Origin of the sequence: Pseudomonas sp. NFR09, assembly GCF_900111535.1 — a bacterium.
Lineage (GTDB): Bacteria > Pseudomonadota > Gammaproteobacteria > Pseudomonadales > Pseudomonadaceae > Aquipseudomonas > Aquipseudomonas extremorientalis.
The window spans coordinates 356,724-379,746 of sequence record NZ_FOIH01000004.1; the positions used below are offsets into that span (position 1 = coordinate 356,724).

General features: G+C 61.2%; 17 protein-coding genes. 6 read left to right on the forward strand and 11 right to left on the reverse strand.

What is annotated here, in order from left to right:
- Positions 1-2: 2 nt before the first annotated feature.
- The 5 genes from BMX59_RS11970 to BMX59_RS11990 form a co-directional block, all read right to left on the reverse strand.
- Complete coding sequence (locus BMX59_RS11970) at positions 3-521, reverse strand: penicillin-binding protein activator LpoB (protein ID WP_093121592.1); 519 nt, start codon at positions 519-521, stop codon at positions 3-5.
- A 26-nt stretch (positions 522-547) separates the two neighbouring features.
- Entirely contained in the window at positions 548-4,147 is a 3,600-nt protein-coding gene (locus BMX59_RS11975) for a tetratricopeptide repeat protein (protein ID WP_093121596.1), read from the reverse strand.
- Positions 4,125-6,938, reverse strand: coding sequence for a bifunctional glycoside hydrolase/polysaccharide deacetylase family protein (locus BMX59_RS11980; protein ID WP_093121600.1), 2,814 nt, complete (start codon positions 6,936-6,938; stop codon positions 4,125-4,127). Before BMX59_RS11980 ends, BMX59_RS11975 begins: the two co-directional genes overlap by 23 nt.
- Positions 6,939-7,000: 62 nt before the next feature.
- Positions 7,001-7,933: an SDR family NAD(P)-dependent oxidoreductase gene (locus tag BMX59_RS11985; RefSeq protein WP_092248467.1), complete on the reverse strand. Its 933-nt coding sequence runs from the start codon at positions 7,931-7,933 to the stop codon at positions 7,001-7,003.
- Positions 7,934-8,402: 469 nt separating this feature from the next.
- Entirely contained in the window at positions 8,403-8,897 is a 495-nt protein-coding gene (locus tag BMX59_RS11990) for a hypothetical protein (protein WP_093121606.1), read from the reverse strand.
- 125 nt (positions 8,898-9,022) lie between these two features.
- Between BMX59_RS11990 and BMX59_RS11995 the strand changes: the two genes are divergently transcribed.
- Positions 9,023-9,907: an AraC family transcriptional regulator gene (locus BMX59_RS11995; RefSeq protein WP_256572956.1), complete on the forward strand. Its 885-nt coding sequence runs from the start codon at positions 9,023-9,025 to the stop codon at positions 9,905-9,907.
- Between the two features lie 15 nt (positions 9,908-9,922).
- Here the strand turns inward: BMX59_RS11995 and BMX59_RS12000 are convergent, their stop codons facing one another.
- From BMX59_RS12000 to BMX59_RS12010, 3 genes are all read right to left on the reverse strand, one after another.
- Positions 9,923-10,624, reverse strand: a complete 702-nt coding sequence (locus BMX59_RS12000; RefSeq protein ID WP_093121612.1) for an SDR family NAD(P)-dependent oxidoreductase — start codon at positions 10,622-10,624, stop codon at positions 9,923-9,925.
- Between the two features lie 20 nt (positions 10,625-10,644).
- Positions 10,645-10,848, reverse strand: a complete 204-nt coding sequence (locus tag BMX59_RS12005; RefSeq protein WP_016979078.1) for a tautomerase family protein — start codon at positions 10,846-10,848, stop codon at positions 10,645-10,647.
- Positions 10,849-11,051: 203 nt separating this feature from the next.
- Complete coding sequence (locus tag BMX59_RS12010) at positions 11,052-12,353, reverse strand: OprD family porin (protein WP_071492465.1); 1,302 nt, start codon at positions 12,351-12,353, stop codon at positions 11,052-11,054.
- Between the two features lie 411 nt (positions 12,354-12,764).
- Between BMX59_RS12010 and BMX59_RS12015 the strand changes: the two genes are divergently transcribed.
- The gene (locus tag BMX59_RS12015) at positions 12,765-14,852 is read left to right on the forward strand and encodes a TonB-dependent receptor (protein WP_093121953.1); all 2,088 of its coding nucleotides are present in this window, start codon (positions 12,765-12,767) and stop codon (positions 14,850-14,852) included.
- 64 nt (positions 14,853-14,916) lie between these two features.
- Here BMX59_RS12015 and BMX59_RS12020 read toward each other — a convergent pair whose 3' ends face one another.
- The 3 genes from BMX59_RS12020 to BMX59_RS12030 all read right to left on the reverse strand — a co-directional run bounded on the left by BMX59_RS12020 (position 14,917) and on the right by BMX59_RS12030 (position 19,495).
- Positions 14,917-15,132, reverse strand: a complete 216-nt coding sequence (locus tag BMX59_RS12020) for a hypothetical protein (RefSeq protein ID WP_071492466.1) — start codon at positions 15,130-15,132, stop codon at positions 14,917-14,919.
- 234 nt (positions 15,133-15,366) lie between these two features.
- A complete protein-coding gene (gene aguA, locus BMX59_RS12025) occupies positions 15,367-16,473 on the reverse strand; it encodes an agmatine deiminase (protein ID WP_071492467.1) in 1,107 nt (368 codons plus the stop codon).
- Positions 16,474-16,594: 121 nt separating this feature from the next.
- On the reverse strand, positions 16,595-19,495 hold the full coding sequence (locus BMX59_RS12030; RefSeq protein WP_093121615.1) for an aminotransferase: 2,901 nt from the start codon (positions 19,493-19,495) through the stop codon (positions 16,595-16,597).
- 151 nt (positions 19,496-19,646) lie between these two features.
- Here BMX59_RS12030 and rfbB point away from each other — a divergent pair, with 151 nt between their 5' ends.
- From rfbB to rfbD, 4 genes are read left to right on the forward strand one after another with little or no spacing between them, the layout of a single operon-like run.
- Positions 19,647-20,729 carry a dTDP-glucose 4,6-dehydratase gene (gene rfbB / locus BMX59_RS12035; protein WP_093121618.1) on the forward strand — a complete coding sequence of 361 codons (1,083 nt, stop codon included), beginning with the start codon at positions 19,647-19,649 and terminating at the stop codon, positions 20,727-20,729.
- A complete protein-coding gene (gene rfbA / locus BMX59_RS12040; protein WP_092248488.1) occupies positions 20,726-21,601 on the forward strand; it encodes a glucose-1-phosphate thymidylyltransferase RfbA in 876 nt (291 codons plus the stop codon). The genes rfbB and rfbA overlap by 4 nt, the downstream gene beginning before the upstream one ends.
- Complete coding sequence (rfbC, locus tag BMX59_RS12045) at positions 21,598-22,143, forward strand: dTDP-4-dehydrorhamnose 3,5-epimerase (RefSeq protein WP_093121624.1); 546 nt, start codon at positions 21,598-21,600, stop codon at positions 22,141-22,143. The genes rfbA and rfbC overlap by 4 nt, the downstream gene beginning before the upstream one ends.
- Positions 22,140-23,009 (forward strand): dTDP-4-dehydrorhamnose reductase, encoded by an 870-nt coding sequence (gene rfbD, locus BMX59_RS12050; protein WP_093121629.1) that lies wholly within the window; start codon positions 22,140-22,142, stop codon positions 23,007-23,009. Before rfbC ends, rfbD begins: the two co-directional genes overlap by 4 nt.
- Positions 23,010-23,023: the final 14 nt, after the last annotated feature.

A 23,023-nucleotide genomic window follows, 5' to 3' on the forward strand; every position in this document is an offset into this window, starting at 1 on the left:
GTTCACTCGAATCGAAGGGCGCCAACCAGTTTGTCGATTACCGTCTGAGCATTGCCCGCCAGGCTTTCACGGGACCAACCGGCGCGCGCGCCGCTTTTGCTCCAGAGCACACGACCACTGTCGGCGTCCAGCACACGCAGGCTGATGCCCACCGCCGGCTCGCCATCCAGGCCGTTCTTGTACTGCCACTCTTCGACGCTGCCGGCGATGACGTAATCGAGCTTTTGCTCACGTGCCCATTCCAGGGCACCGGTCAGGCGCTCGTTGTCGTCCATCAGCGCCTGCTCACCCTGGGTGCTGGTCGGATAAACACGCGGTTGCAGGCCATGGCTGCTGAGTACGCTGAGCAGGATCTGCTCGCTGCGCTCACCGGCTTGCGGGGTCTGCGAATAGTTGATCATCGGCACGATGCCCCACTGCGCGTTACGCGGCAGGTCAGGGCTGTTTTCACTGGTGAAGCTGGAGCAGCCGGCGACGAACAGCACTGTCAGGGCCAGGCTCAGGTTACGAATTGCTTGCATAGGTTTTTCTCCCGTAGATTCTGTAATCAGCGCCCGAAACGCACGCCGTAGCTCATGCCCAGTGTGCCGCCGGACTTGCCATCCCCGCCTTGTGGCGCAGATTGGTAGCCGAAGGTGAGGGCCAGTTCGTCGTCACCCAGCACTTCGAAACCAATGCCCGTGTTGACGCCGTAGTTGAAGGTTTGGTCGGTCCACTGCCAGCCCGCCGTCATGTCCACCAGCCAGGTGTATTGCGGCTTGCTGCGCACCAGCGCACCGGGGATGCCGCGACGCCAGGACGTACCGACATAGAGTTGGCCGTAGCGGCTTTGCAGGAGGTCGCCCGACGGGATGGTCTGCAACTCGATCGGGTCACCCGGCTCAGGCGGCGCGACATCAGGCACTCGAATCGGGCCTTTGAAGTCGCTGGAGAGGTAATCCAGGTTGCGATCCTTCACGTTGTTCTTCTGGTAATCCACACCACTGCGCACCGTCCAGTTAGGCCCGGCGAACTCCAGCGTGTGGTTAAACTCCAGCTTCAGCGCATGACCGCTGCCCAACGAGTCGCCGGCACGGGTCGAGAACGAGCGCTGCGCCACTTCCCAGCTCAACTGGTCCCGCGCAGTCAGGCCGTGACGGCCGCCGACCCAGGCGCGGTCCTGCTGGCCGAAAGCCCGCATCAGGCCGCTGTCGTCGCTCTTGCGATGCCAGTCCAGGCCGGTCTCGATCTGGTGGCTGTTACCCAACTGCCACAGGCGCGACAGGCCCAGGCCGTTACGGTCGTCGTCCTTGCGTTGGCTGGTGTCGGCGAACAGCTTCCAGCTGCCGTTTTCCACCGCGCGCACCAAGGTCAGGGCCGCGTTGCTCTCGTCGCCGATGCGCGAAGAGATGACGTCGTCGCCTTTATAGTTGCCGTGTTCCATCTCGACATCGGCGTACCAGTTGTCACCCAGGTTGTGGGCGATTTCCAGGCGCGGCGAGTCAAACGACAAGCCACCGAAATCCTGTTTCTGATACGACAGCAATGCGCCTTGCGGGGTGGCTTCGTGGATCTCCACCGCCTGGCGACGCAGTTGCTCGTTCACCGAATCCGGCTGGTCGTCGCCCAGTGCGGACAGGCTGGTGTCCAGTGCCTCGTTGGTACGCCCCAAACGGCTGAGCGCCTGTGCGCGCTGCGCCGGGTTCAGGTCGCTGCTGGCCAACAGGGTTTCGACCTGGGCTTTATTGCGGCTGCGCAAGGCTTCCTGGATCTGCTCGTAACGGTCGACCTTGAGCCCTTGGGTGCGCGCCCAGGCCAGCCAGTCGTCTTTCTGCGCTGGCTGGTTGGTCGCATCCAGGCGGGCCAGCAGGCGTTCGAACCACAGCTGTTTCATCGACGGCGAACCGTCTTTCCACTTCAGCAATTCTTGCTGGGCCTTCTGCGGCGAGTAGCTGCTCGACATCAAGCGCAGCCAGATCGCATAGCGTTGGGACGAGGGTTGCAGGTTGTCGGCCTCGGGGCTGCGCAGCAACTTCAAGCGCAGGCGCTGGGCGGCGTCCTGGTAGCCGGATGTGTCCAGTGCATCGGCATACGCGGCCTGCACCAGCCAGTCGTTCGGGCTGAGCTTGAGGTACATGCGATACCAGGCCAACGCCTCGGCATCGCGCCCCAACAGCTGGCTGGCGCTGGCGAACGGCAGCCAGAGCAGGCGGTCTGCCCGTGCATAGGCACGCCATTTGGCCAGCAGGAGTTTGAGTTTTGCCGTGTCGGCCTGGTCGACATACAGCCAGGTCAAACGCTCGCGGAACAGGTTGTCATCGGGGTAGCGCGACAAGCCCAGCAGATAGAGACGCTCGGCCTCGGAGGGATCGCCCTGCTCCACCGCCAAGGCACCGCGTACCGCCAGGACCTGGGCTTGCTCGTAGGCCTGCGGGTATTGCCTGGCGTCTTCCAACAGGGTAACGACCTGATCCCACTCGTGCAGCTCCTGGGCCAGTTGCAGCGCCTCGACCAACCGTTGCGGATCCTGGGCGCGGTGCCAGCTGTCGACCATCAACTTCAAGGCACGCTGCGGGTCACGGGTGCGATACAGGGTGATCAACTGGCTCTCGTCGCCACTGTTCAGCTTGCCGTTGAGGGACAGCAGTTTTTCCAGGGAGACGCGCAAGTCTTCGTCGCGCTCCAGGTCCCAGGCGAGCGCCGCACGGGTGCGCCAGTATTCCGGGTCATCGATGGATGAGTCGTCCGACTTGACCACTTCCCAGGCCGCCGGCTCATCAAACAGCTTCATTTGCGTGCTGGCCCAATCGACCAATTCGGCGGTGGTCAGCGTGTAGCGTTTTGCATAGTCCTTGTAGAGCTTGCCTTTGGCCGCGAACTGCCCGGTGTTTTCCAGGTTGTGCAGCAAGCGTGTCCAGGCCAGGCGATGGGCCGGGTACTTGCGCAGGTAGGTGCGCAGCCATGCCTCGGCTTCAGCCGGTGTACCACGGGATTCATGAGCGTAGATCAACGCATCCAGCTCGATGTCCGTGAGCGCACGCTGCTGCATGATGTCGGCGAGCAACGGGATCGAGCGGGCGAAGTCGAATTGCAGGCTGGCAAGGCGCCAGGCGTGCTCGCGGGTTTTCGGGTCCTCCTTGAGTTTGAGCAAGCGAATCCAGTAATCCAGCGCGGCTTCGTTATCACCGCGCCACTCACCGAGCTTGGCCATTTGCCCCAGCAACTCGGTGTCATCCGGGTAATCGATGACCAGCTCCTGACCGGTTTCCCATGCACCCGCCAGATCATTGATAGACAGGCGCACCTGGAATTCTTTGACCAGGATTTTGCGGTTGCCAGGCTCCAGGTCATGCCACTGCTGGAGCACGCGCTGGGCCAGGTCGAACTGCCTGGTCGCAACGGCGATATCCACGCCTTGCTCCAGCCACGCCACGTCGGTCTGCGGGTTCGTCAGCCGGGGCAGCTCGTCAGCCAGCACTTGCGCGGCCTGCTCGTCACGGCCGGCCGAGAGCAGGCTGTTGAACGCAAGTTGCGCGTACTCCCGTCGTTCGGCCGGTTGTTGGGCGTCACGCTTGAGTTGCAGATAGATGTCTGCCGCGTGCGCAGGCTGCTCACCCGCCAAGTACCACTGCGCGGCTGATTTGAGCGCCTCGGTGCGCTGCGCCGGGTCACGCCCTGCGATCTCTTCGAACACACTGGCGGCAAACGCCGGCGCCTGCAGGGTCAACGCCAGCTTCGCCAGGCTTTGCAGCTGGGCCACCGGCAGCTTGCGATGATCGAAGCTTTGCAGACGCTCGACCAACGCATGCTGCGCAATCAGGTCGTTGCCACTGGCTGCGATCAGCGCGTCCAGCTCCAGGCGATAGTAGGCCTGGATCTCCGGCTGCGGCTTGGGCCAGGCGTCCACGTGTTGGCGCGCCTTGGTGTAGTCACCCAGGCGAATCAGCAAGTCGACCAATTGCAAACGCAAATGGTCGTCATCCGGGTGCGCCGTCAGCAACAGCTCGGCATAGTTGGCCGACACGGCGTCGGGTTCGCGCCCGTCGGGCTGGAACACTTCTTCACGCTGGAAGGTTGCCCACAGCAGGCCGCCCACGGCGACAGCGACCACCGCCAATGCCCATGGGTTAAGCAGGCGGCTGCTTTTAGTTGCAGAGGAGTTGACCATTACTCACCTGCTTCATGGGAAGTTGAAAAGTCCAAAGGCCAGCCGAGGCCTTGCCAGCGAATCGTTGCCCATCGACTTCCACGCGGCAGGCGGTTGCCGAGCGTACGGTGAAGGTCAGGTCAAACTGACCGGCGAAGGAAAAGCTCACGCGCCGATCATCCAGGTAACGCCAATCGAGCAACGGCACGTTGGCCTCCTCCAGCGCAGGATGGGGATCTCTGTCCGCACGCAATGCGAGCAATGCCTTGTCGCTGCTCAGGGCCACATAGCGCCCTTGCGGCAAGTCACGTACACCCGCGACACCTTGGGATTGGAGCAAGTCCGGCCAGCCCATCTGTGCATCCAGGCGCACGGTACGCAGAGCGTCCATCCCGCGAATCTGCCAGGCGCCGTCCGCCGTTCGGGCCAGGCTCGACTGGTAAAGACCATGCAGACGGTCGACGTAGTCGCTCATCCACAACGACATCGGCTGTTGCTCGCGCATGTAGCCGTAGATCTCGTGCATGGCCTTGATCGAGGCTTGCTTGGTGCTGGAATAGAAGTGGTAGTAGAGGTGCAGCCCGCGCAGGCGACGCGGACTGTCGGTCAGTTCGAACGTCTCGATCAACTCACGGAAGCCGTAGTACGGGCCTTTCCACAGGTTGGTGTAGAGGTTTTCGTTGATGATCGGCGCGTAGTACTGCAACCCCCCAGGCGTCGGCCGCAGCAACGGGTTCAACCCGGTCAGGGACGGGTTGGCCTTGGTCATGATGGTTTCGGCGCCGTTGACGTTTTTCAAGCCCGCGTCATAGGCCAGCTTGATGGTGCTGGCGGATGGCAGCGCATCGCCTGGCCAGAACACCATCTTCACCGGCTTCTGTGGCGTAGTCAGGTTCTGATTGATGTAATCGCGCGAGCCAAAAATCTCCCGACGAAAATCGATTTTTTCGTAGCCGGCGATTTTCATGTTCAAACCGTATTCCGGGTTGAAATTTTCGCGCTTCTCGGCCTTATCCGGCTGCATGAAAAACGGATGGCTGTAGGTGTGCGTGGCCACTTCGACTTTAGGGTTGGCGAAGATCTCGCGGGCAATCGGCTCCAGCTCGCGGGCCAGGAAGGGGAACGCGCCACGCGGCGAGATCTCGCCCTCGATGATCGACACCGACGTCAGGAACGGGTTGGGCTTGATGTAGTCGTCCAGGGTATGACGACCTGCATAGGGAGTGCCGCGCACTTCGGCGCGGGAGGGAAATCCGTCGCCATCGATATGCACGGTCGCGATGCGCCGGCCATTTTCGGTGGTGGTGTCCGGCCGAGGTTGCGCCGGTAGACGCAGGCTGGCCTGAAGGAACGCGAAAGGGTCGAGAATCCAGCGGCTACGCTCGTTGTTGATTTCGAGCAGGTAAGGCGCCAGCGCAAGTCCCCCCCATTTACCGACCACCACCGGGTTGAAAACGGCGCCATTGGCACCGCTCAAGGACAACGCCGGGGTTGGGCCGTTGGGCAATACGCAGACCGCAGCCAGGTCACGGGAGCGAGGCACCACCGGTGCCTCGAATGCGCCCAGCAGGGCCTTGTCCTGGTGGGTGATGGTCAACACCTGAGTGGCGGGCGGCGCATCCAGCTTGAGGCCCAGGCGCTTGAGCAACAATTTGTCTTCAACCGGCAGACCACTGAAAAACGCCACTGGTACCTGCTCGTCCAGACGGGCATTGATAAAGCGATTGAACGCCGATGCATCCTGCGGCGGGCCGCTGGTCATCCAGGTGACCACACCCGCGTACAAGCCACTGAAACCGTAGAGCGGCAGGTCACTGTCGGCGGGCAGGTAATCGACTCGGTAACCGAGGTACTCCAACAAACCACCCAGGTTGCTATGGCCAGCGGCATCTTCCAGTGCACCTTCACGCGGGTCGTAGATCATCGCGATACGGCGCGGCTGGACCTCGATGCTGCTGATGCCCAGGGTGTTGAGGTCCGGGGTACTGATGTAGGGAATGAACCCCTCTTCGCGCAGACGCTTGGCGAGCGTGCGCGCCTCCTCACGACGCTCGGGTGGCAAGTAGTCGATGGCCACCAGCGGCACGCCCTTGGCGCGCAGCGGTTGCAGGTGGGTTTCGAGCCACTGGCGATCGGACTCGGACACCGGGCGATAGCGTTTGGCGGAAGCATCCCAACCGGCATGGATCGACTCGACCGCCACGGCGGCGGCAACGCCGTCCAGCTCAGGCAACACTTCGAAACCACGGTTGAAGAACAGCTTCAGGTTCGGCTGACGCTTGTGCAGCTCACGCAGCAAGGTGGCCAGGCCGACGCGCTGGTTCTCGCGCGAAGCCTCGGGCATCAGTTGGAAACTGTCGAGGGTGTCGAGGAACAGACCCGTATAGCCTTGCGCTTCCAGAGCCTTGGCACGTCCGAACAGATGCTCGCGCCAGACCGGCGACGTGAGATCCATCACCTGGCTGTTCCAGGCGTGATTGCGCACAGGGGAAACCGCGTTGCTCAACCCGGCTTTCTCGACCTCAGCCTTATTGCCGTCAAACTCACCGATGGACAGGTAGGCAAACGGCTGGCTGCCCAACGCCCGCAAGGTTTTCACATCGCCAGGGGTCATGTGGCCCGGTTCGACCACGGCCCAGTCGAACTGCGCCAGTTCCGGCAGCGGTGGTTGCTCGGCATACCAGAAAGCCACGCTGTTCGGTTGGGCCAAGGCAGCAGCGTGCACAGTCGGCCCGCCGACGAATAAGGCAAAAGCAGCCAACAGCCGCTCAGCGATCGCGCGGATACGCGTCCTGCGGAAAACGATTTCCATAATTCACTCTTGAAGATGACTGAGCCAATACTGCGTAGACGTCGGGCGAAGTGACCGGCGAACTACAAGCTGCGCAACAGCTGCGCCAAACCCTGGCCAATGGAGGTCGGTTGCGGGAGTGCAAAGCGCTCCAACAGACGGGCGTTATTCGCGCGCGAATGACGGATGTCGCCTTGACGTGAAGCTTGGTACGTCACGTTCAACGCAGTACCGGTGGCACGGCCCAGCTCAGCGATCAGGTCGTTGAGACTGGTCGAACGGCTGAGCCCTACGTTGATGGCTTCAGGTGCCGGTTCGCGGGTCTCCACCGCCTGGACGAGGATGCTCACCAGGTCCTGCACGTAGACGAAGTCGCGGGTTTGCTCACCGTCACCAAAGACGGTAATCGGCTTACCTGCCAGCGCACGCTCGGTGAAGATGCTGATCACGCCGGAGTACGGCGAAGACGGATCCTGGCGTGGGCCGAAGATATTGAAAAAGCGGAAGATCACTGGCTCCAGGCCGTGCTCGCGACGGTAGAAGTCCAGGTAGTACTCACTGGCCAACTTGTCGCTGGCATAAGGCGTCAGTGGCGACTTGGGCGTGTCTTCGGCGATGGCCGTGCCTTCGCCGTTGTTGCCGTAGGTAGCCGCGCTGGAGGCAAACACCACACGCGCCACACCGGCCTTGAGCATGCTTTGGCACACGTTGAGAGTGCCGACGAAATTGGCCTGGTGAGTGGCGACAGGATCGTCTACCGAGGCCTGCACCGACGCAACCGCAGCCAGATGCACGACTGCGCTGCAATCAACCATGGCTTGCTCGACCACGGCGCTGTCGGCGACATCGCCAACCAGCAGTTCCAGATCAGGATTACCGGCGGGCAGGTTAGCCACCTTACCGGTCGACAAGTTGTCCAATACGCGAATCTTGTAGCCTTTGCCCAGCAACGCATCTACCAGATGTGAACCAATAAAACCTGCACCACCGGTGACCAGAATTCGTCCTACAGCCATGAAGTTTACTTCCTAGAGACTCGAGCGCAGGCACCGACAAACGAGCCTGCTAATTAAAGGTGACAGTGTTTTAGGGCTACCCTGACCAACGTCGCCTGGCCATCCGAGTCCAAGCCGCCTTATCCCTGAATCTTGAAGAACCACAGCATGGGACGAATGCGCGTTACTAATATCACTTTAATGGCTTAGAGCCATCAACATCGCGGGAATCATGGTGGATCCAAAAGAGACTGTCAACAAATTGTCTAAGATGCCGCCAAACGGCAAACCCGAGTCAAACTTGCCACTTATTTGACGCTTCTAATAGGGCGCAGTCTTTTTTCACCCTTTCAGGTATCACGTCTACTGCACCCATATTCGTGGCCCAGGCTGGGTGGTCGAGACGACTTGGGTGACGATTGCTGGCTTCCACTTCATGGGCGGCTACACGGTGTTGGGCGATGAAAACTGGCAGTTCCTGCCCGGTTTTTCAGCGTTGGGCAGTGCTGAGGCGCGATTGCCTGCGCAGGTACACCATTTGCGCCGTCACGCCGATCACCAGCGCCAGCGCAATGCCCGCCTGCGCGCCCAGCAGCACCGGCGATTTCAGGTCAGTGACGAAGGGGTGACCATCGGGAACGCGGCGCAACGTCTCGGACACGGTGGGCACCATCAGGAAAAAAGCCGTCAGGCTCAGCAAGATCGTCTCCATATACACCCGGGCTCGCCCCAGCCAGGCCACGCGCCCTACCCCATAGCCCGCCAACAGCAGCGCAATCGTAATGATGCCGATGGCGTTGCTGACGGGCTGATGCGCGACCAGGAACACGGTGAGGCCACCGATCATCATCGACACGAAGTACAACAACCCCGGCACTGACCGAGGCACGATACGGCCATGCCGGATAAACATGTAGGCGGCCAGTGGAATGGCCGGCAGGCTGCCGAGGGTGTGCAGCCAGCCGAGAGCGGAGATTCCGAACATAGTGGGGTTCCCATGTGGTTGGATGATGTGCAAAAACGGTCAGCGCGGGAAAGGCTCATCCCGATGGCACCGGCGCGCTATGATCTCGGCGGTCAGCTTAGTGTGGGCGGGGTCGAACCGACATGATGAATCCCTTGGAAAACTTGATCATTCATCCGCAATTGCAGCTGGAAGGGCTGGCCAAGGGCGACCTGCTGTCCCAGGTACTGGCGCAGATCCGCCTGACGGGTGATCGGGTTTATTCCTGCACACTGACGGAGGCACAGCCCCTCACGCTGGATGAAAGAAGCGCGCACATCTGCGTGCTCCAGCACGGCCGGTTGCATCTCTACGTTGCTGATCAGCCTCCCGTAGCGCTGGAGCAAGGCGATGTGATCCTGCTGCCCCACGTTCCAACTGGCATCACGCTGACCGCCCTGAATGGGCCGGCAACCGTAGTCATCTGCCGCTTCTGGTTCGACGCGAGCAGTTTCCAGGCCATGCTGTTCGCCCTGCCTCGGCTGATCCACATCCAGCAAGCCGACGCCGCCGCATGGGCGGAAGGCATTCTGCATTTCATGTTGCTCGAAGCCCACGACACGCAACCGGGCGGGGCATTAATGATTTCGCGCCTGATCGACCTGGTGGTGATTCGCATCCTGCGCACCTGGGTGCACCAGGGCGCCGCTTCCGGATGGTTGGGTGGGTTGTCGGACGCGCGTATCGCCCGCGTGCTGAAAGCCATTCACGAAACACCGGGCAAGCAATGGCGCATCGACTACCTGGCTGAGGTGGCGGGCATGTCGCGGTCGAATTTCTGCGAACGGTTCAGCGCCCTGGTCGGCCGCTCGCCGCTTCGGTATCAGAATGAATGGCGGCTGACCCTGGCGAAAACCATGCTGGCCAAACAGGACGGCCGCATCGGAGAAGTAGGTTTTGCGATTGGCTATGAATCCGAAGCGGCGTTCAGTCGCGCCTATAAAGCTTTTTTCGGCCGCTCGCCTCGGGATGACAACGCCCGGCCGGGCTAGGCCGGGACGTGTGTATCAGTGCCCGGCGCTTTGCCCGCCGTCGACATGCAGAATCTCGCCGGTCACAAAACCGGCAGTTTCCAGGTAGACAATTGCCTGGGCGATGTCACTCACTTCCCCCATGTGCCCGACCGGGTGCAATTGCCCGAGCGCCGCGTGGGTTTCTTCGCCGTGCATCGGCGTCTTGATGATGCCCGGGCTCACTGCGTTCACACGGATTCCACGCTTGGCGTATTCAATCGCCAACGATTTGGTTGCCGAATTCAAGCCGCCTTTGGTGAGGTTGGCGAGTACCGACGGCACGCCATCAATGGCGTGGTCAGCCAGGCTGGTGGTGACGTTGACGATATGGCCGGCGTGGTTCTTTTCCATCTCGGCAATCGCGAGTTGAGTGATGTAGAAGAAGCCATGGAGGTTCACCGCAAGCACGTTGGCGTAGTCCGCCTGGGTGTAGGCGGTGAAGGGTTTGGCGATGAAGATGCCAGCGTTGTTGATCAGGCTGTCGATGCGCCCGAAGGTGGCCAGGGTGTCGCGGATGATGCGCTGGGCCGTGGCCGGATCGGCGATGTCGCCGGCGACGGTGAGGATGTCGGGGTTGGTGGACGGCTGGATCGAGCGCGAGGTGGCGACTACGCGGTAGTCGAGGGCACGGTAGGCCTGGACGACCGCGGCGCCGATACCTTGGGAGGCGCCGGTGATGATGACGACTTTTTTCATGAGGATGCTCCGGTAGGGATTCAGGCTTGGGATTTGCGGTATTCGGTGGTGGTGATGCCGGCGTAGCCCCAGTTATCGGTGTCGACTTCTTCGATGACGATATGGGTCAGGTCCGGGCGTTTGTGCAGGACGCGTTCGAGGGTTTCGGTAAATTCAGCGATGACCTGGGCTTTTTGCTCGGGGGTAACGCCGTCACGGGTGATGCGCAGGCTGACAAAGGGCATGGCGAGGACTCCAGTGGCCGACCATCGGGGTGATGGGCGAGCAGTGGGGCCAATTTAGGCTTGCGCTGGAAGGGGATAAAGGTGGGCCCGGTTACTTCATTAGTGATCCGATGTAACAAGTCCGCCTTGTATAGACGGGCATAAAAAAACCCCGAACCAGTCGGGGCTTTTTCGCCTGACACTCAGGCGCGACACAGGATCAATTAAAAAACGTTGATCGGGTAGTCGGCGAACAGACGGATTTCGTTCCCGCCTACGTTGTAGTTGCTGGCGTTGTTGGAAACGCGCAACCAGGACGCACGCGCACGCAGGCTCAGGTCTTTGGCCGGGCCGCTCTGGACCACGTACTTGAACTGGTTCCAGATTTCACGCTCGGTGCCGTCGCCGCGGTTGGTACCGTCGTCGATGTTGGTACCCCGTACGTAGGCAACGTTGTAGGTCAGGCCCGGCACGCCGAAGGTAGCGAAATCGATGCCGTAGCCCACTTGCCACGAACGTTCGTCCTTGCCGTTGAAGTCGGACCAGTAGGAGTTGGCCAGCAGGATGGTGTTGCCACCGTCGCCGATGCCGCCAGCATTGCGGTAGCCGCCGTACAGGTAGCCGGTGTCGCCGGTGCTGCGCTGGTGAGCCACGGTGAAGCTGTGCGGGCCAACGGCCCAGGTCGCGCCCAGGCTCCAGATTTTGTTGTCGCGAGCGTCTTCACTGCCTTGGTTTTCCAGGGCGAAGCTCTTGTCCAGCTTGGTTTTGTAGCCGTTGAAGTCAAACGTCAGCGACTGCTTCTCTGGCAGGGCCAGCACGTAGTTGACGTTGACGTATTGCTTCTTCAGCACGTCCTGCATGTCGGAGGCATACAGCGCAGCGGACAGGCTTTCGGTGAATTTGTAGCTACCGCCGATGTAGTCGATGCTCTTCAGGCGACCGCTGTCGGTGCCTTCCATGCTCTTGCGCGCTTCTTTGGTGAAGTGACCCGCGTCCAGTTGCAGACCGGCGATCTCTTTGGAAACGATCGAGGTACCGGTGTAGGTTTCCGACAACAGACGGGAGTTGTCGTACTGCAGCACAGGCACGGCCGGGAACTGATCACCGTACTTGAGCACAGTGTTGGAAACGCGGAACTTGACGGCAGCGCCGCCCTTGGCCAGGTCGTGTGGTGCCGAGCCAGGGTTGTCGGCAGTGCCATTACCCGGTTTGAAGAAGTCGATACCGCCCGCGCCGGCGCGACCTTTACCACCGTCCAGGCGGATAGCGTATTGGCCGATCACGTCCACACCCACACCGACGGTGCCCTGGGTGAAACCGGACTCCAGCTTGCCGATGAAGCCTTGGCCCCACTCGGCTTTGTCTTGCTTGCCGTTTTTGTAGTCGCGGCTGATGTAGGCGTTACGTGCGGCGATGTTCAGGTGGCTGTCTTCGATAAAACCCTTGGACTGGTCCTGGTCGTTTGCCATTGCTGTCGATGCGCTCAAAATCCCCAGAGCGATCAGACTCATCCGTTGCTTCAACATTTTCTTGTATTCCTTATTCCTGGTTGAGTACGCGCTGTGACACCAGGCTCCGTAATGCTTTTTCTGGTGTCGACTGAATCCGGAAAAAAGAAGGCCCGCGGACGACTGAACATGCCGCGGGCCTTTTTATTGGATGAGTCATGGCGGTTAGCCACAGGCGTTGGGCGCAATCCTAGTCGCGCCCGGAACTATGTGTCAATTTCGCGAATCGTCTGTATTTAGGCGAAATAATTCTAAGCCAGGGCTTACAGCCACATCGAAAGCGACAAAAAACCGCAGCCGAAACGACAAAAAACACATCTCGTAACATATTTCAAAGCCGATACGTTTGGCAATGGATAACGCGCGCAAATGCAAAGCATTACCATTAACGTGCTGTTTTTCTCCCAAACCATTCGGATACGTTCCTTAATGCCTGCCCTTCGCCTGACGCCCATCACCCTTGGGCTTTCCGTTCTGCTGTCTGCCGGTTTTGCCTGCGCGGCCACCACGTTGCCCGAAACCTCGATCAGCGCCGAAGCTGACGAAGACGACCCACGCGTCAAGGAAACCAGCACTGCCACCCGCACCGCCACGCCGGTGCGTTATGTGCCCCAGGCCATCGACTCGGTAAAGACCGAAAGCCTGCGCGCCTACGGCACCAATGACCTGGGCCAGGCGTTGAGCGGCATTCCCAACGTCAGCAGCGGCGCCGATACGCGCTTCGACAGCCTGCGCATCCGGGGTTTCGACGCGAGCAACGACTTCTACCTGGATGGCATCCGCGATGACAGCCAGTACGTGCGCGACCTGCATAACATCGAGCGCATCGAAGTGCTCAAGGGGCCGGCAGCCGTACTCTACGGGCGAGGCGGTCAGGGAGGGATCGTCAACCGTGTGAGCAAACTGCCTGGCGCCGGCCACAAGTCGAGTATCGAGGCCCAAGGCGGCAGCAACGATTTGCGCAGTCTGTATGCCGACCTCAGCACCGACCCCACCGATGACATCAGCCTGCGCCTGAACATGGGCAACCAGGACAACAACAGCTGGCGCGATGGCGTCAGCGGCAATCGCCAGCTGTTTGCACCGTCCATGAGCTGGCAGCTCACGCCGGACCTGAATTGGCTGGTGCAATACGAATACAGCCGCTACAACCGCACGCCGGACCGTGGCGTTCCCGGGGTCAACGGCCGGCCGGCGGATGTGAGCCGCAGCACCACTTACTTCGACAGCCGCGACTACATCGACGATAAATCCCAGTCCCTGCGCTCCAGGCTGGCCTATGAGCTCAACGACAACTGGCAACTGCGCCAGACCCTGGGCGTATTCAAGCTCGACAGCGATTTCGACAACACCTACCAGACCGCCTACGTGCCTGCGACCAACAGCGTGACACGCCAGCGCTGGCAGCAAGACCTGACCACGCGGAACCTCTTCAACAACGTCGAACTGGAAGGCGGCTTCAGCACCTTCGGCCTGGAGCATCGTTTGCTCACCGGCCTCGAGCTGGGCAGCCAGCGCCGCGATCCCAAGCTCTACACCGCCACCGCCGTCAGCCGTGGTGGCCAGGCCGTGCCGAGCCTGGACCTCAACCAGCCCAACCGCCACCTGAGCCATAACGGGCGGATGAGCGTGTCGAGCAACAACCACACCGAAGTGGAAAGTCGTGCGGTTTATGTACAAGACCAGCTGCGCCTGAATGATCAATGGCAGCTCCTGGCCGGCCTGCGCTACGACCGTTTCGAAGTGGACACCAGGAACAAAATCCTCAACACCCAACAGGCCGTCGACAGCCACAGCACCAGCCCGCGCTTTGGCGTGGTCTGGACGCCGCTGGAACATCACTCGTTCTATGCCTCGTGGAGCAAGACGTTCTCCCCGGCCGGTGGCGGCCTGATCGGCATCACCCCTAACGCCGCCGGCAGCGTCAACGACCTGAGCCCCGAGCTGACCAAACAGAAGGAAATCGGGGTCAAGAGCGATTGGCTCGACGACCGCCTGAGCACCACCCTGGCGGTGTACGAACTGGAGCTCTACAACCGCCGCACCAGCGACCCGCTGGACCGCACCATCACCCTGCTCAGCGGCTTGCAACGCTCACGCGGCGTGGAGCTGACCGCCACCGGCAAGATCGTCGGCAATTGGTACGTTCGCGGGGGAATCGGCCTGCAGGACGCCACGGTCGTGAAGGACAACAACGGCTTTGAAGGCAAGCGCGTCAGTGATGTGGCCAAGCGCAACGGCAGCCTGTTCATCACCTGGAAACCCGAGATGGGCTGGTACGCCGAAACCGGTTTGACGCTGGTGGGGGATCGTTACGCCGACAGTCTCAACACCGTGGTGCTGCCGGGTTATGGCCGTTGGGATGCCTTGGCGGGGTTCCGCCAGAAAGAATGGGACGTGAGGGCGGCGCTGAACAATATCGCGGACAAAACCTACTATGCGTCGGCGACCAGCGTGGCGCAGATCCAGCCGGGAGAACCGCGCAGCGTGGTGGTGACTGGGACCTACAGTTTCTGAATCGAATACATCCAAAGGGTGTAGGAAGGGGCTTGCCCCCTCCCACATTTGTGCTCGGTGTTACTCAGTTTTTCAGCAGGTCGCACAACACGTGCACTTCATCCTCGCTGAACAGGCCTGCCGGGTAGCGTTCATTCATCACGCTGCGCAAGTCAGGCTGGCGCCTGATCCGTCGCGAGCCGTTTTCCTTCAACCAGAGCGCCAGTGCGGGAATCGCGTCGCCGCTGACCCGCAAGGGGTGGGCCGCACGCGTGTACATCAGGTTGATATCGGCATTCATTTCAGCGCTCTCTCCTACTGCGTGAGCGGCTAACTTACTCAAGGTTTATGACAGAACTGCGCAGTCATCACCTTGGGCCACTGTGACAGCACCGATACAAGAGCTATGCCAATGTCTCGTGTTTATAGGTATTCGGACACAAAAAAGCCCGCGACCTTGCTGGGCCGCGGGCTTGCTGTGGGCACCGGAACCGGTTGCGCCCGGCTTATCGCCTCGATGCTGTTACAACTGCACTCACTCTTTGTGCGGTGCCGGCTGCTGCTGTGTCAGACAGTGGATATTACCGCCACCCAGTAACAGTTCGCGGCCCGGCACCATCACCACTTCGTGCTGCGGGAACAGGTCCTGCAGGATCGCCTTGGCCTGGCTGTCCAGCGGGTCGTCGAAGCTTGGGGCGATGATGCCACCGTTGACGATCAGGAAGTTCACGTAGGAACCGGCCAAACGCACCGACGGATTCCGCTCCTGGGAGCCGTCAACCGGGTCGACACCGGCGCATTCTTCCTCCGTGGCGTACAGCGGCCCGGGAATCGGCATTTTATGCACTATGAACGAGCGACCCTGGGCGTCGGTGCTGCTTTGCAGCACGTCCATTGCGGCGTGGCAGCGCGCGTAGTTCGGGTCTTGTTCGTCATCGGTCCAGGCCAGCAACACTTCGCCCGGGCGCACGTAGCAGCAGAAGTTATCCACATGGCCGTCGGTTTCGTCGTTGAACAGGCCATCCGGCAACCAGATGATCTTATCCACAGCCAGGTTGGCGCTCAGCACCGCTTCGATCTCGGCCCGGCCCAGGTGCGGGTTGCGATTGCGGTTGAGCAGGCATTCTTCGGTGGTGATCAGGGTGCCTTCGCCGTCGACATGGATCGAACCGCCTTCCAGCACAAAACCTTCGGTGCGGTAGCGCGGTGCGCGTTCGATCTCGAGGATCTTGCCGCCAACCTGGGAATCGCGGTTCCACGGCGCATACAGGCCACCGTCAAAACCGCCCCAGGCGTTGAAGTCCCAGTTCACGCCGCGCACTTCGCCGCTGTTGTTGATCACGAAGGTCGGGCCGGTGTCGCGCACCCAGGCGTCATCGCTGGACATCTCCACCACGCGGATATTCGGCACATCCAGGCGTGCGCGGGCGTTTTCGTACTGGCCGGCAGATACGGCAACGGTCACCGGTTCAAAGCGTGCGATCGCCTTGGCCACGGCCACATGGGCAGCCTGCGCCGGCTTGCCGCCCAGGCGCCAGTTGTCCGGGCGCTCGGGCCAGATCATCCAGGTTTGCGTCTGTGGCGCCCATTCGGCAGGCATGTAGAAGCCATCGGCGCGAGGGGTGCTGTGCAGGGTGGTCATGGCGATCAGGACTCCGAATGGGGTAAAGGCCGACTTTATAACGGATAAAAATCGGCTTTAAAAGCGACAAAAGATCATAGCTGATGAGTATGACAGTAGTTAACCGATAACAATCGATTAATCACACCTGCTCATCCAGCACCTTCGACAGCATGTCGACAAAGAAGTCCACGCTGCGCCTCGACGTGACCATCGGCGGCTTGATCTTGAGAATGTTCAGATAGTCGCCGGTAGGCTGCATGAAAATCCCCAACTCCCGCAGGCGATCACACAGCAAAGTGGTTTCTTCGGTGGCGGGCTCCAGGGTTTGCCGGTTACGTACCAATTCCAGGCCGAGGTAAAATCCGGAACCGTGGACGGCGCCAACCAACGGATGACGCTCGATCAGAGCTTCCAGGCGTGCCTTGAAATGCGCGCCAACCACCTGGGCGTTTTCCCACAGTTTTTCTTCTTCCATCACATCCAACACGGCCATGCCGATGCGGCAACTGACCGGGCTGCCCCCCGACGACGAGAAGAAGTAGCCCTCAGCCTCCAGCGCCTCGGCGATTTCACGCCGGGTGATGACCGCACCCAGGGGCTGGCCGTTGCCCATGCCCTTGGCCATGGTGATGATATCGGGCACCACACCCTGCTCTTCAAAGCCCCAGAAGAAATGCCCCATGCGGCCGTAACCCACCTGCACCTCATCGGCGATGCACACGCCGCCCTGGGCGCGGACAAGTTCATACACCCGTTGCAAATAGCCCGGCGGCAACGAGATGCCACCGGCATTGCCGTACACCGGTTCACAGATGAAACCGGCCAGCTGGCGTTGGCTCGCGGCGATTTTCGCCAGGTTGTGCTCCACACTTCGTACGTAATCGGGCGCACTGTCCTGCCCGCGAAACTCGCCGCGATAGGTATTCGGTGCGGTCACCGGGTGCACCCAGTCCGGGCGGCTGCTCAAGGCCTGGGGGTTGTCAGCAATCGAGGTGGACACCGCATCCGCCGCCACCGACCAGCCGTGGTACGCCTCCAGCACGCTGAGCATGTCGCGCCCGCCGCTGTAGGCCCAGGCCAGGCGTATCGCCAAGTCATTGGCCTCGGTGCCGCTGTTGACCAGGAACACCCGGTCCATGCCTTCTGGTGCCAGCGCGAGCAAGCGCTCGGAAAACTCGGCAATCGCCGCGTAATGAAACCGCGAGTTGGTGTTGAGCAACGACCACTGCCGCGCCGCCACCGCCGCCATGCGCGGGTGGCCATGGCCAAGCACCGCCACGTTGTTGAGCATGTCCAGGTAGGAACGACCCTGCATGTCGATCAGGTGGTTGCGCCAGCCACGCTCGATGCGCGGCGGATCGACGTAATAGTGCTTTTGCGAACGGGCGAAACTGGCGTCGCGGCGGGCCAGCAGGGCCTTGGGGTCCAGCTCGGGCTCGGCGTCGCAAGCCAGCCCCAGCAGCGCAGCCGGCGATGGGCAAAGCGCTTGCCACGCCGCTGCCCGGGACGGTGCGCAGAATAGCGGTGCGGGCAAGTCAACACGGCAAAGCTGCACTGTCAGCGGGCCCTCGGCCTCACCGATCACCTGGCCCTTGAGCACCGCAGCCCCCGGCTGCAACAGCGGCTTTACACCCCATAGCCGCACGGTCGCTTCGCTGTTATGCACATGAAGTTCATCATTGGCTCCTCGTCGTACCACACCGGCAAACGGCGCTTCGACGGAAGTCCCCGATGGCACGTGCAGCTCAACGTGCAACGCAAACGTCTCCGGCTCGGTCGCACTGTCGGGCCGGGTACGCGACAAACGGTATTGCCCATAGCGGCTCGCCGCCAACCCATGTACCGCCGCCGCATCCTGCAACAGGCGTTGATCGATGCCGGCTTGCTCCCAGTTGCCCGCCTCGAAATGCGGGCTGAGCACACCCAGGTCGATCAGCGCGAACTCGCGGCCTACCAACCCCGGCAACAAGGGCGCAAAACCTTGGCTGAGGATGGGTGCGGGTGCCTGGCCAACACGGCTGAGAATCGCCGCTTCCATCAGCTCAAACGGCACCGAGGTCGCTACATGGAAGATTTCCCACTCATGCTCGGCGTTTTTCAGCAGGTAACTGTTATGCGGATCCAGCCGTTGTTGCTGCTCGCTGCTCAAGACCAGCACCGCCGCCCGGGCGACGATCAGCGGCCATAACGCCTGTAATTCTGCGGGTTGCAAGGGCGTCACCGCATGACAAGCCTGGATTGCCGGCAAAATCGCAAAGGGATCGCCCTCGGCATGGTGCAGCAGGGCGGCGCAGGTCACCGACAGGTCGGCAATGCGCCAGGTGTGCACCAGATCGCCAAAATCGATCACGCCCTGAAGTTGCCAGTGGCGTTGCGCATCACGCTGCCACACCACATTGTCGTCGGTGATATCCATGTGCACGGCTTGCCACGGCAGGTGGTCGGCCAGGGAGCGCATGCGGTTGCGGACCTGCTCAGCCACTTGTTCCAGTGCTTCGCGGTGGGGCAAATCTTCCAGGGTGGCCAGCAGATGCTTGATCAATTCCAGGGCATGGCGCGGGTCCCATTGCAACGTACGCTCCAGGCCCGGATGTTCGAACGACGCCAGCGCCTGGCTCATCCGACCGCACAGATCGCCGAAGCCTGCGATCACCCTGTGCCCCAAATGCGCCTGATGGGTCAACGGCTGGCCGTCGATGTAATCCAGCACCCGCACATGCAAGGTTTGGCCGTCGAGGGTCAGGGTCAGCAGTTCCTCACCGGTCAGAGCCTTGATGACCTTGGGTGCGCGCACGGCCTGCAGGGTGTTGAGCGCCGCGTGCTGGGCCTGAAGCTCAACGGCAGCGTAGTCGCCCCGGCAGATTTTCAGAACGAACCGGCCACGGGCACTGTCAACTTTGTAGTTGAGATCCTGCTGGCTGCCCAATGACTGCAAGGTGCCCGTGAGGCCATAATGCTGCTCGAGCAGTTGAGCCGCCTGATCGGGGCTTACTTGCGGGCAGGGTAGACTGGCGCGATGGATCAGGGTGGCGAGCAGCATGGGGGTGGCCTCGGTTTTTTAGGGGTGTATATCGCCATTGTTCAGGGGGCTTGCGCAACCCCCTGCGCAAACCACGCTTGCACCGCCCGGCGGCACAACTCAAGCTATGCTCCATTCACTTAATGTCCGTCTAAGGAAAAGGCCCTCCGACATGCGCATTCTCATCACCGGTGGCGCCGGTTTTATTGGCTCCGCCTTGATCCGCCACCTGATTCAGCACACCAAGCACGAAGTGCTCAACCTGGACAAACTCACGTATGCCGGCAACCTGGAATCGCTGACCAGCATCGCGTCCAACAGCCGCTACGAGTTCGTCCAGGCCGATATTGTCGACCAGGCCACTGTCAGTGCCGTACTGAAGCGCTTCGAGCCCCAGGCGATCATGCACCTGGCGGCCGAGTCCCATGTAGACCGCTCGATCGATGGCCCGTCGGACTTCATTCAGACCAATATCGTAGGCACCTACAGCTTGCTGGAAGCCACCCGCGCCTATTGGCAGACGCTCGACGAGCCCGCCAAGCGTGCGTTCCGCTTCCATCACATCTCCACCGATGAGGTGTACGGCGACCTGCATGGCGTGGACGACCTGTTCACTGAAACCACACCCTATGCACCCAGCTCACCGTATTCGGCCAGCAAGGCGGCGTCCGATCACCTGGTCCGCGCCTGGCAGCGCACCTACGGCTTGCCGGTGCTGCTGACCAACTGCTCGAACAACTACGGGCCATTCCACTTCCCCGAGAAGCTGATCCCGCTGGTGATACTCAATGCCCTCGCGGGCAAGCCACTGCCCGTCTACGGTGACGGTTTGCAGGTGCGCGACTGGCTGTTCGTCGAAGACCACGCCCGCGCATTGCTCAAAGTGGTCACCGAAGGTGTGGTCGGCGAGACCTACAACATCGGCGGACACAACGAGCAGAAGAATATCGACGTGGTACGCGGCATCTGCGCCCTGCTCGAAGAACTGGCGCCACAGCGCCCGGCCGGTGTCGAGCAGTACACCGACCTGATTACCTTCGTGAAGGATCGCCCGGGCCATGACCAGCGCTATGCCATCGATGCTGGCAAGATCGAGCGAGAGCTGGGTTGGACCCCCGAAGAAACCTTTGAAACAGGGCTGCGCAAAACCGTGCAGTGGTACCTGGATAACCTGGAATGGTGCCGCAGGGTCCAGGACGGCAGTTACCAGGGTGAACGTTTGGGCAACACCGACCTTAAGGATCTGATTGCATGATGAAGGGAATCGTATTGGCCGGCGGCTCCGGCACGCGTTTGCACCCCATTACCCTGGGCGTGTCCAAGCAGCTGCTGCCGGTGTATGACAAACCGATGATCTACTACCCGATCTCGGTACTGATGCTGGCGGGGATCAAAGATATTCTGGTGATATCCACACCGGTGGACTTGCCGCAGTATCGCAACCTACTGGGTGATGGCAGCCAGTTTGGCGTACATTTCAGTTATGCCGAACAGCCAACCCCGGATGGCCTGGCCCAGGCCTTCATCATTGGCGAGGAATTCATCGGCGATGACCCTGTGTGCCTGATCCTGGGTGACAACATCTTTCATGGTCAGCACTTCGGCGAGCAATTGCTCCGCGCCGCCAAGCGGCCGACGGGCGCTACTGTCTTCGGCTACTGGGTCAAGGACCCGGAGCGCTTCGGCGTGATCGACTTCGACAGCGAAGGCCGTGCGCTGTCCATCGAAGAAAAGCCCGCGAAGCCCAAGTCCAGCTACGCAGTGACCGGCCTGTACTTCTACGACAACGACGTGATCAAGATCGCCAAGGCAGTCAAGCCTTCGCCTCGAGGGGAGCTTGAGATTACCGACGTCAACAACGCCTACCTCAAGCGCGGCGACCTGCAGGTTGAGCGCTTTGGCCGTGGCTTTGCCTGGCTGGATACGGGGACGCACGACAGCTTGCTGGAAGCCTCGCAGTACGTGCAGACCATCGAACACCGCCAGGGTTTGAAAGTGGCCTGCCTGGAAGAAATCGCCTACGAAAATGGCTGGATCGACCGCGACCACCTGCTGGAACGCGCCAAGTATTTCGGCAAGACCGGCTATGGCCAGTACCTGTTCTCGCTGGCCGGAGAGAACAAGTGAACGTTGTTGAAACCACTTTGCCCGGCGTACTGATCCTCGAACCCAAAGTGTTTGGCGATGAACGCGGCTTTTTCTACGAAAGTTTCAATGCCCGCGCCTTTGAAGCGGCCACTGGGCTCAAGCGTGACTTCGTGCAGGACAATCATTCGCGCTCACAAAAAGGCGTGCTGCGGGGCCTGCACTACCAGCTCGAACACACCCAGGGCAAACTGGTGCGCGTCATCGCCGGGGAAGTGTTGGACGTGACCGTGGACATCCGCCGCAGCTCGCCGAACTTCGGCCAATGGGTCGGCGTGCGGCTGTCAGCACAGAACAATCGCCAGCTGTGGGTGCCGGAAGGTTTCGCCCATGGTTTCGTGGTACTGAGCGATCACGCCGAGTTCCTGTACAAAACCACCGATTACTATCAGCCCAGCGCCGAACGCAGCATCCTGTGGAATGACCCGACGCTGGCCATCGATTGGCAGCTGACCGAAGCGCCACAGTTGTCCGCCAAGGACCAGGCAGCTAAACCCTTGATGGAAGCCGACCTGTTCCCATGAAGATCCTGATCTGTGGCCAGCACGGCCAAGTCTCCCGCGAACTGCAACAACGCCTCCAGGGCTTGGGCGAACTCATCGTCCTGGGCCGCGACCAGCTTGACCTGGCCAATGCAGAGCAGATCCGCCAGCAAGTGCGCGCCCACCGCCCCAGCCTGATTATCAACGCAGCGGCTCACACCGCTGTCGATCAGGCCGAAAGCGAACCGGACGCCGCATTTGCCATCAACGCCATCGCCCCCGGCATTCTCGCCGAGGAAGCCAAGGCCCTGGGCATCCCGCTGATCCATTACTCAACCGACTACGTGTTCGACGGCAGCAAACCGGCGCCTTACACCGAAGCCGACACGCCGAACCCGCTGGGCGTCTATGGCCAGAGCAAGCTGGCCGGCGAGCAGGCGATTGCAGCCGTAGGGGGTCAGTACCTGGTTCTGCGCACCAGTTGGGTCTACTCCAACCACGGCAAGAACTTCCTGCTGACCATGCAACGCCTGCTGCAGGAAAAACCGCAGATGCGCATCGTCGCCGATCAGATCGGCGCACCGACCTGGGCCGGTAGCATCGCCAACAGTACGCTTGCGTTGATCGAGCGCTGGCAAGCCGGCACAGCGGGGGAATGGGGGGTGTATCACCTGACCGCCCAAGGTGAAACGTCGTGGTTCGGTTTTGCCGAGGCCATCGGCGAGCATCTGCGCAAGCAGGGCAAAGCCTGTGCCGAGCTGGAAGCCATCCCGTCCAGCGCCTACCCGACGCCCGCCCAGCGTCCCTTGAACTCACGCCTCGATTGCAGCCGCTTGCAACAACAATGGCACGTCAGCCAGCCGCAGTGGCAAGACGCATTGCGCGAGTGTCTTGCACAGCAGCACTAGGCATAATGCGCCTG

What these genes read in the sequence shown, in the direction of transcription:
- BMX59_RS11970 (WP_093121592.1), bottom strand. Translation starts at nt 521, where the DNA reads ATGCAAGCAATTCGTAACCTGAGCCTGGCCCTGACAGTGCTGTTCGTC.
- BMX59_RS11975 (WP_093121596.1), bottom strand. Translation starts at nt 4,147, where the DNA reads ATGGTCAACTCCTCTGCAACTAAAAGCAGCCGCCTGCTTAACCCATGG.
- BMX59_RS11980 (WP_093121600.1), bottom strand. Translation starts at nt 6,938, where the DNA reads ATGGAAATCGTTTTCCGCAGGACGCGTATCCGCGCGATCGCTGAGCGG.
- BMX59_RS11985 (WP_092248467.1), bottom strand. Translation starts at nt 7,933, where the DNA reads ATGGCTGTAGGACGAATTCTGGTCACCGGTGGTGCAGGTTTTATTGGT.
- BMX59_RS11990 (WP_093121606.1), bottom strand. Translation starts at nt 8,897, where the DNA reads ATGTTCGGAATCTCCGCTCTCGGCTGGCTGCACACCCTCGGCAGCCTG.
- BMX59_RS11995 (WP_256572956.1), top strand. Translation starts at nt 9,023, where the DNA reads ATGAATCCCTTGGAAAACTTGATCATTCATCCGCAATTGCAGCTGGAA.
- BMX59_RS12000 (WP_093121612.1), bottom strand. Translation starts at nt 10,624, where the DNA reads ATGAAAAAAGTCGTCATCATCACCGGCGCCTCCCAAGGTATCGGCGCC.
- BMX59_RS12005 (WP_016979078.1), bottom strand. Translation starts at nt 10,848, where the DNA reads ATGCCCTTTGTCAGCCTGCGCATCACCCGTGACGGCGTTACCCCCGAG.
- BMX59_RS12010 (WP_071492465.1), bottom strand. Translation starts at nt 12,353, where the DNA reads ATGTTGAAGCAACGGATGAGTCTGATCGCTCTGGGGATTTTGAGCGCA.
- BMX59_RS12015 (WP_093121953.1), top strand. Translation starts at nt 12,765, where the DNA reads ATGCCTGCCCTTCGCCTGACGCCCATCACCCTTGGGCTTTCCGTTCTG.
- BMX59_RS12020 (WP_071492466.1), bottom strand. Translation starts at nt 15,132, where the DNA reads ATGAATGCCGATATCAACCTGATGTACACGCGTGCGGCCCACCCCTTG.
- aguA (WP_071492467.1), bottom strand. Translation starts at nt 16,473, where the DNA reads ATGACCACCCTGCACAGCACCCCTCGCGCCGATGGCTTCTACATGCCT.
- BMX59_RS12030 (WP_093121615.1), bottom strand. Translation starts at nt 19,495, where the DNA reads ATGCTGCTCGCCACCCTGATCCATCGCGCCAGTCTACCCTGCCCGCAA.
- rfbB (WP_093121618.1), top strand. Translation starts at nt 19,647, where the DNA reads ATGCGCATTCTCATCACCGGTGGCGCCGGTTTTATTGGCTCCGCCTTG.
- rfbA (WP_092248488.1), top strand. Translation starts at nt 20,726, where the DNA reads ATGATGAAGGGAATCGTATTGGCCGGCGGCTCCGGCACGCGTTTGCAC.
- rfbD (WP_093121629.1), top strand. Translation starts at nt 22,140, where the DNA reads ATGAAGATCCTGATCTGTGGCCAGCACGGCCAAGTCTCCCGCGAACTG.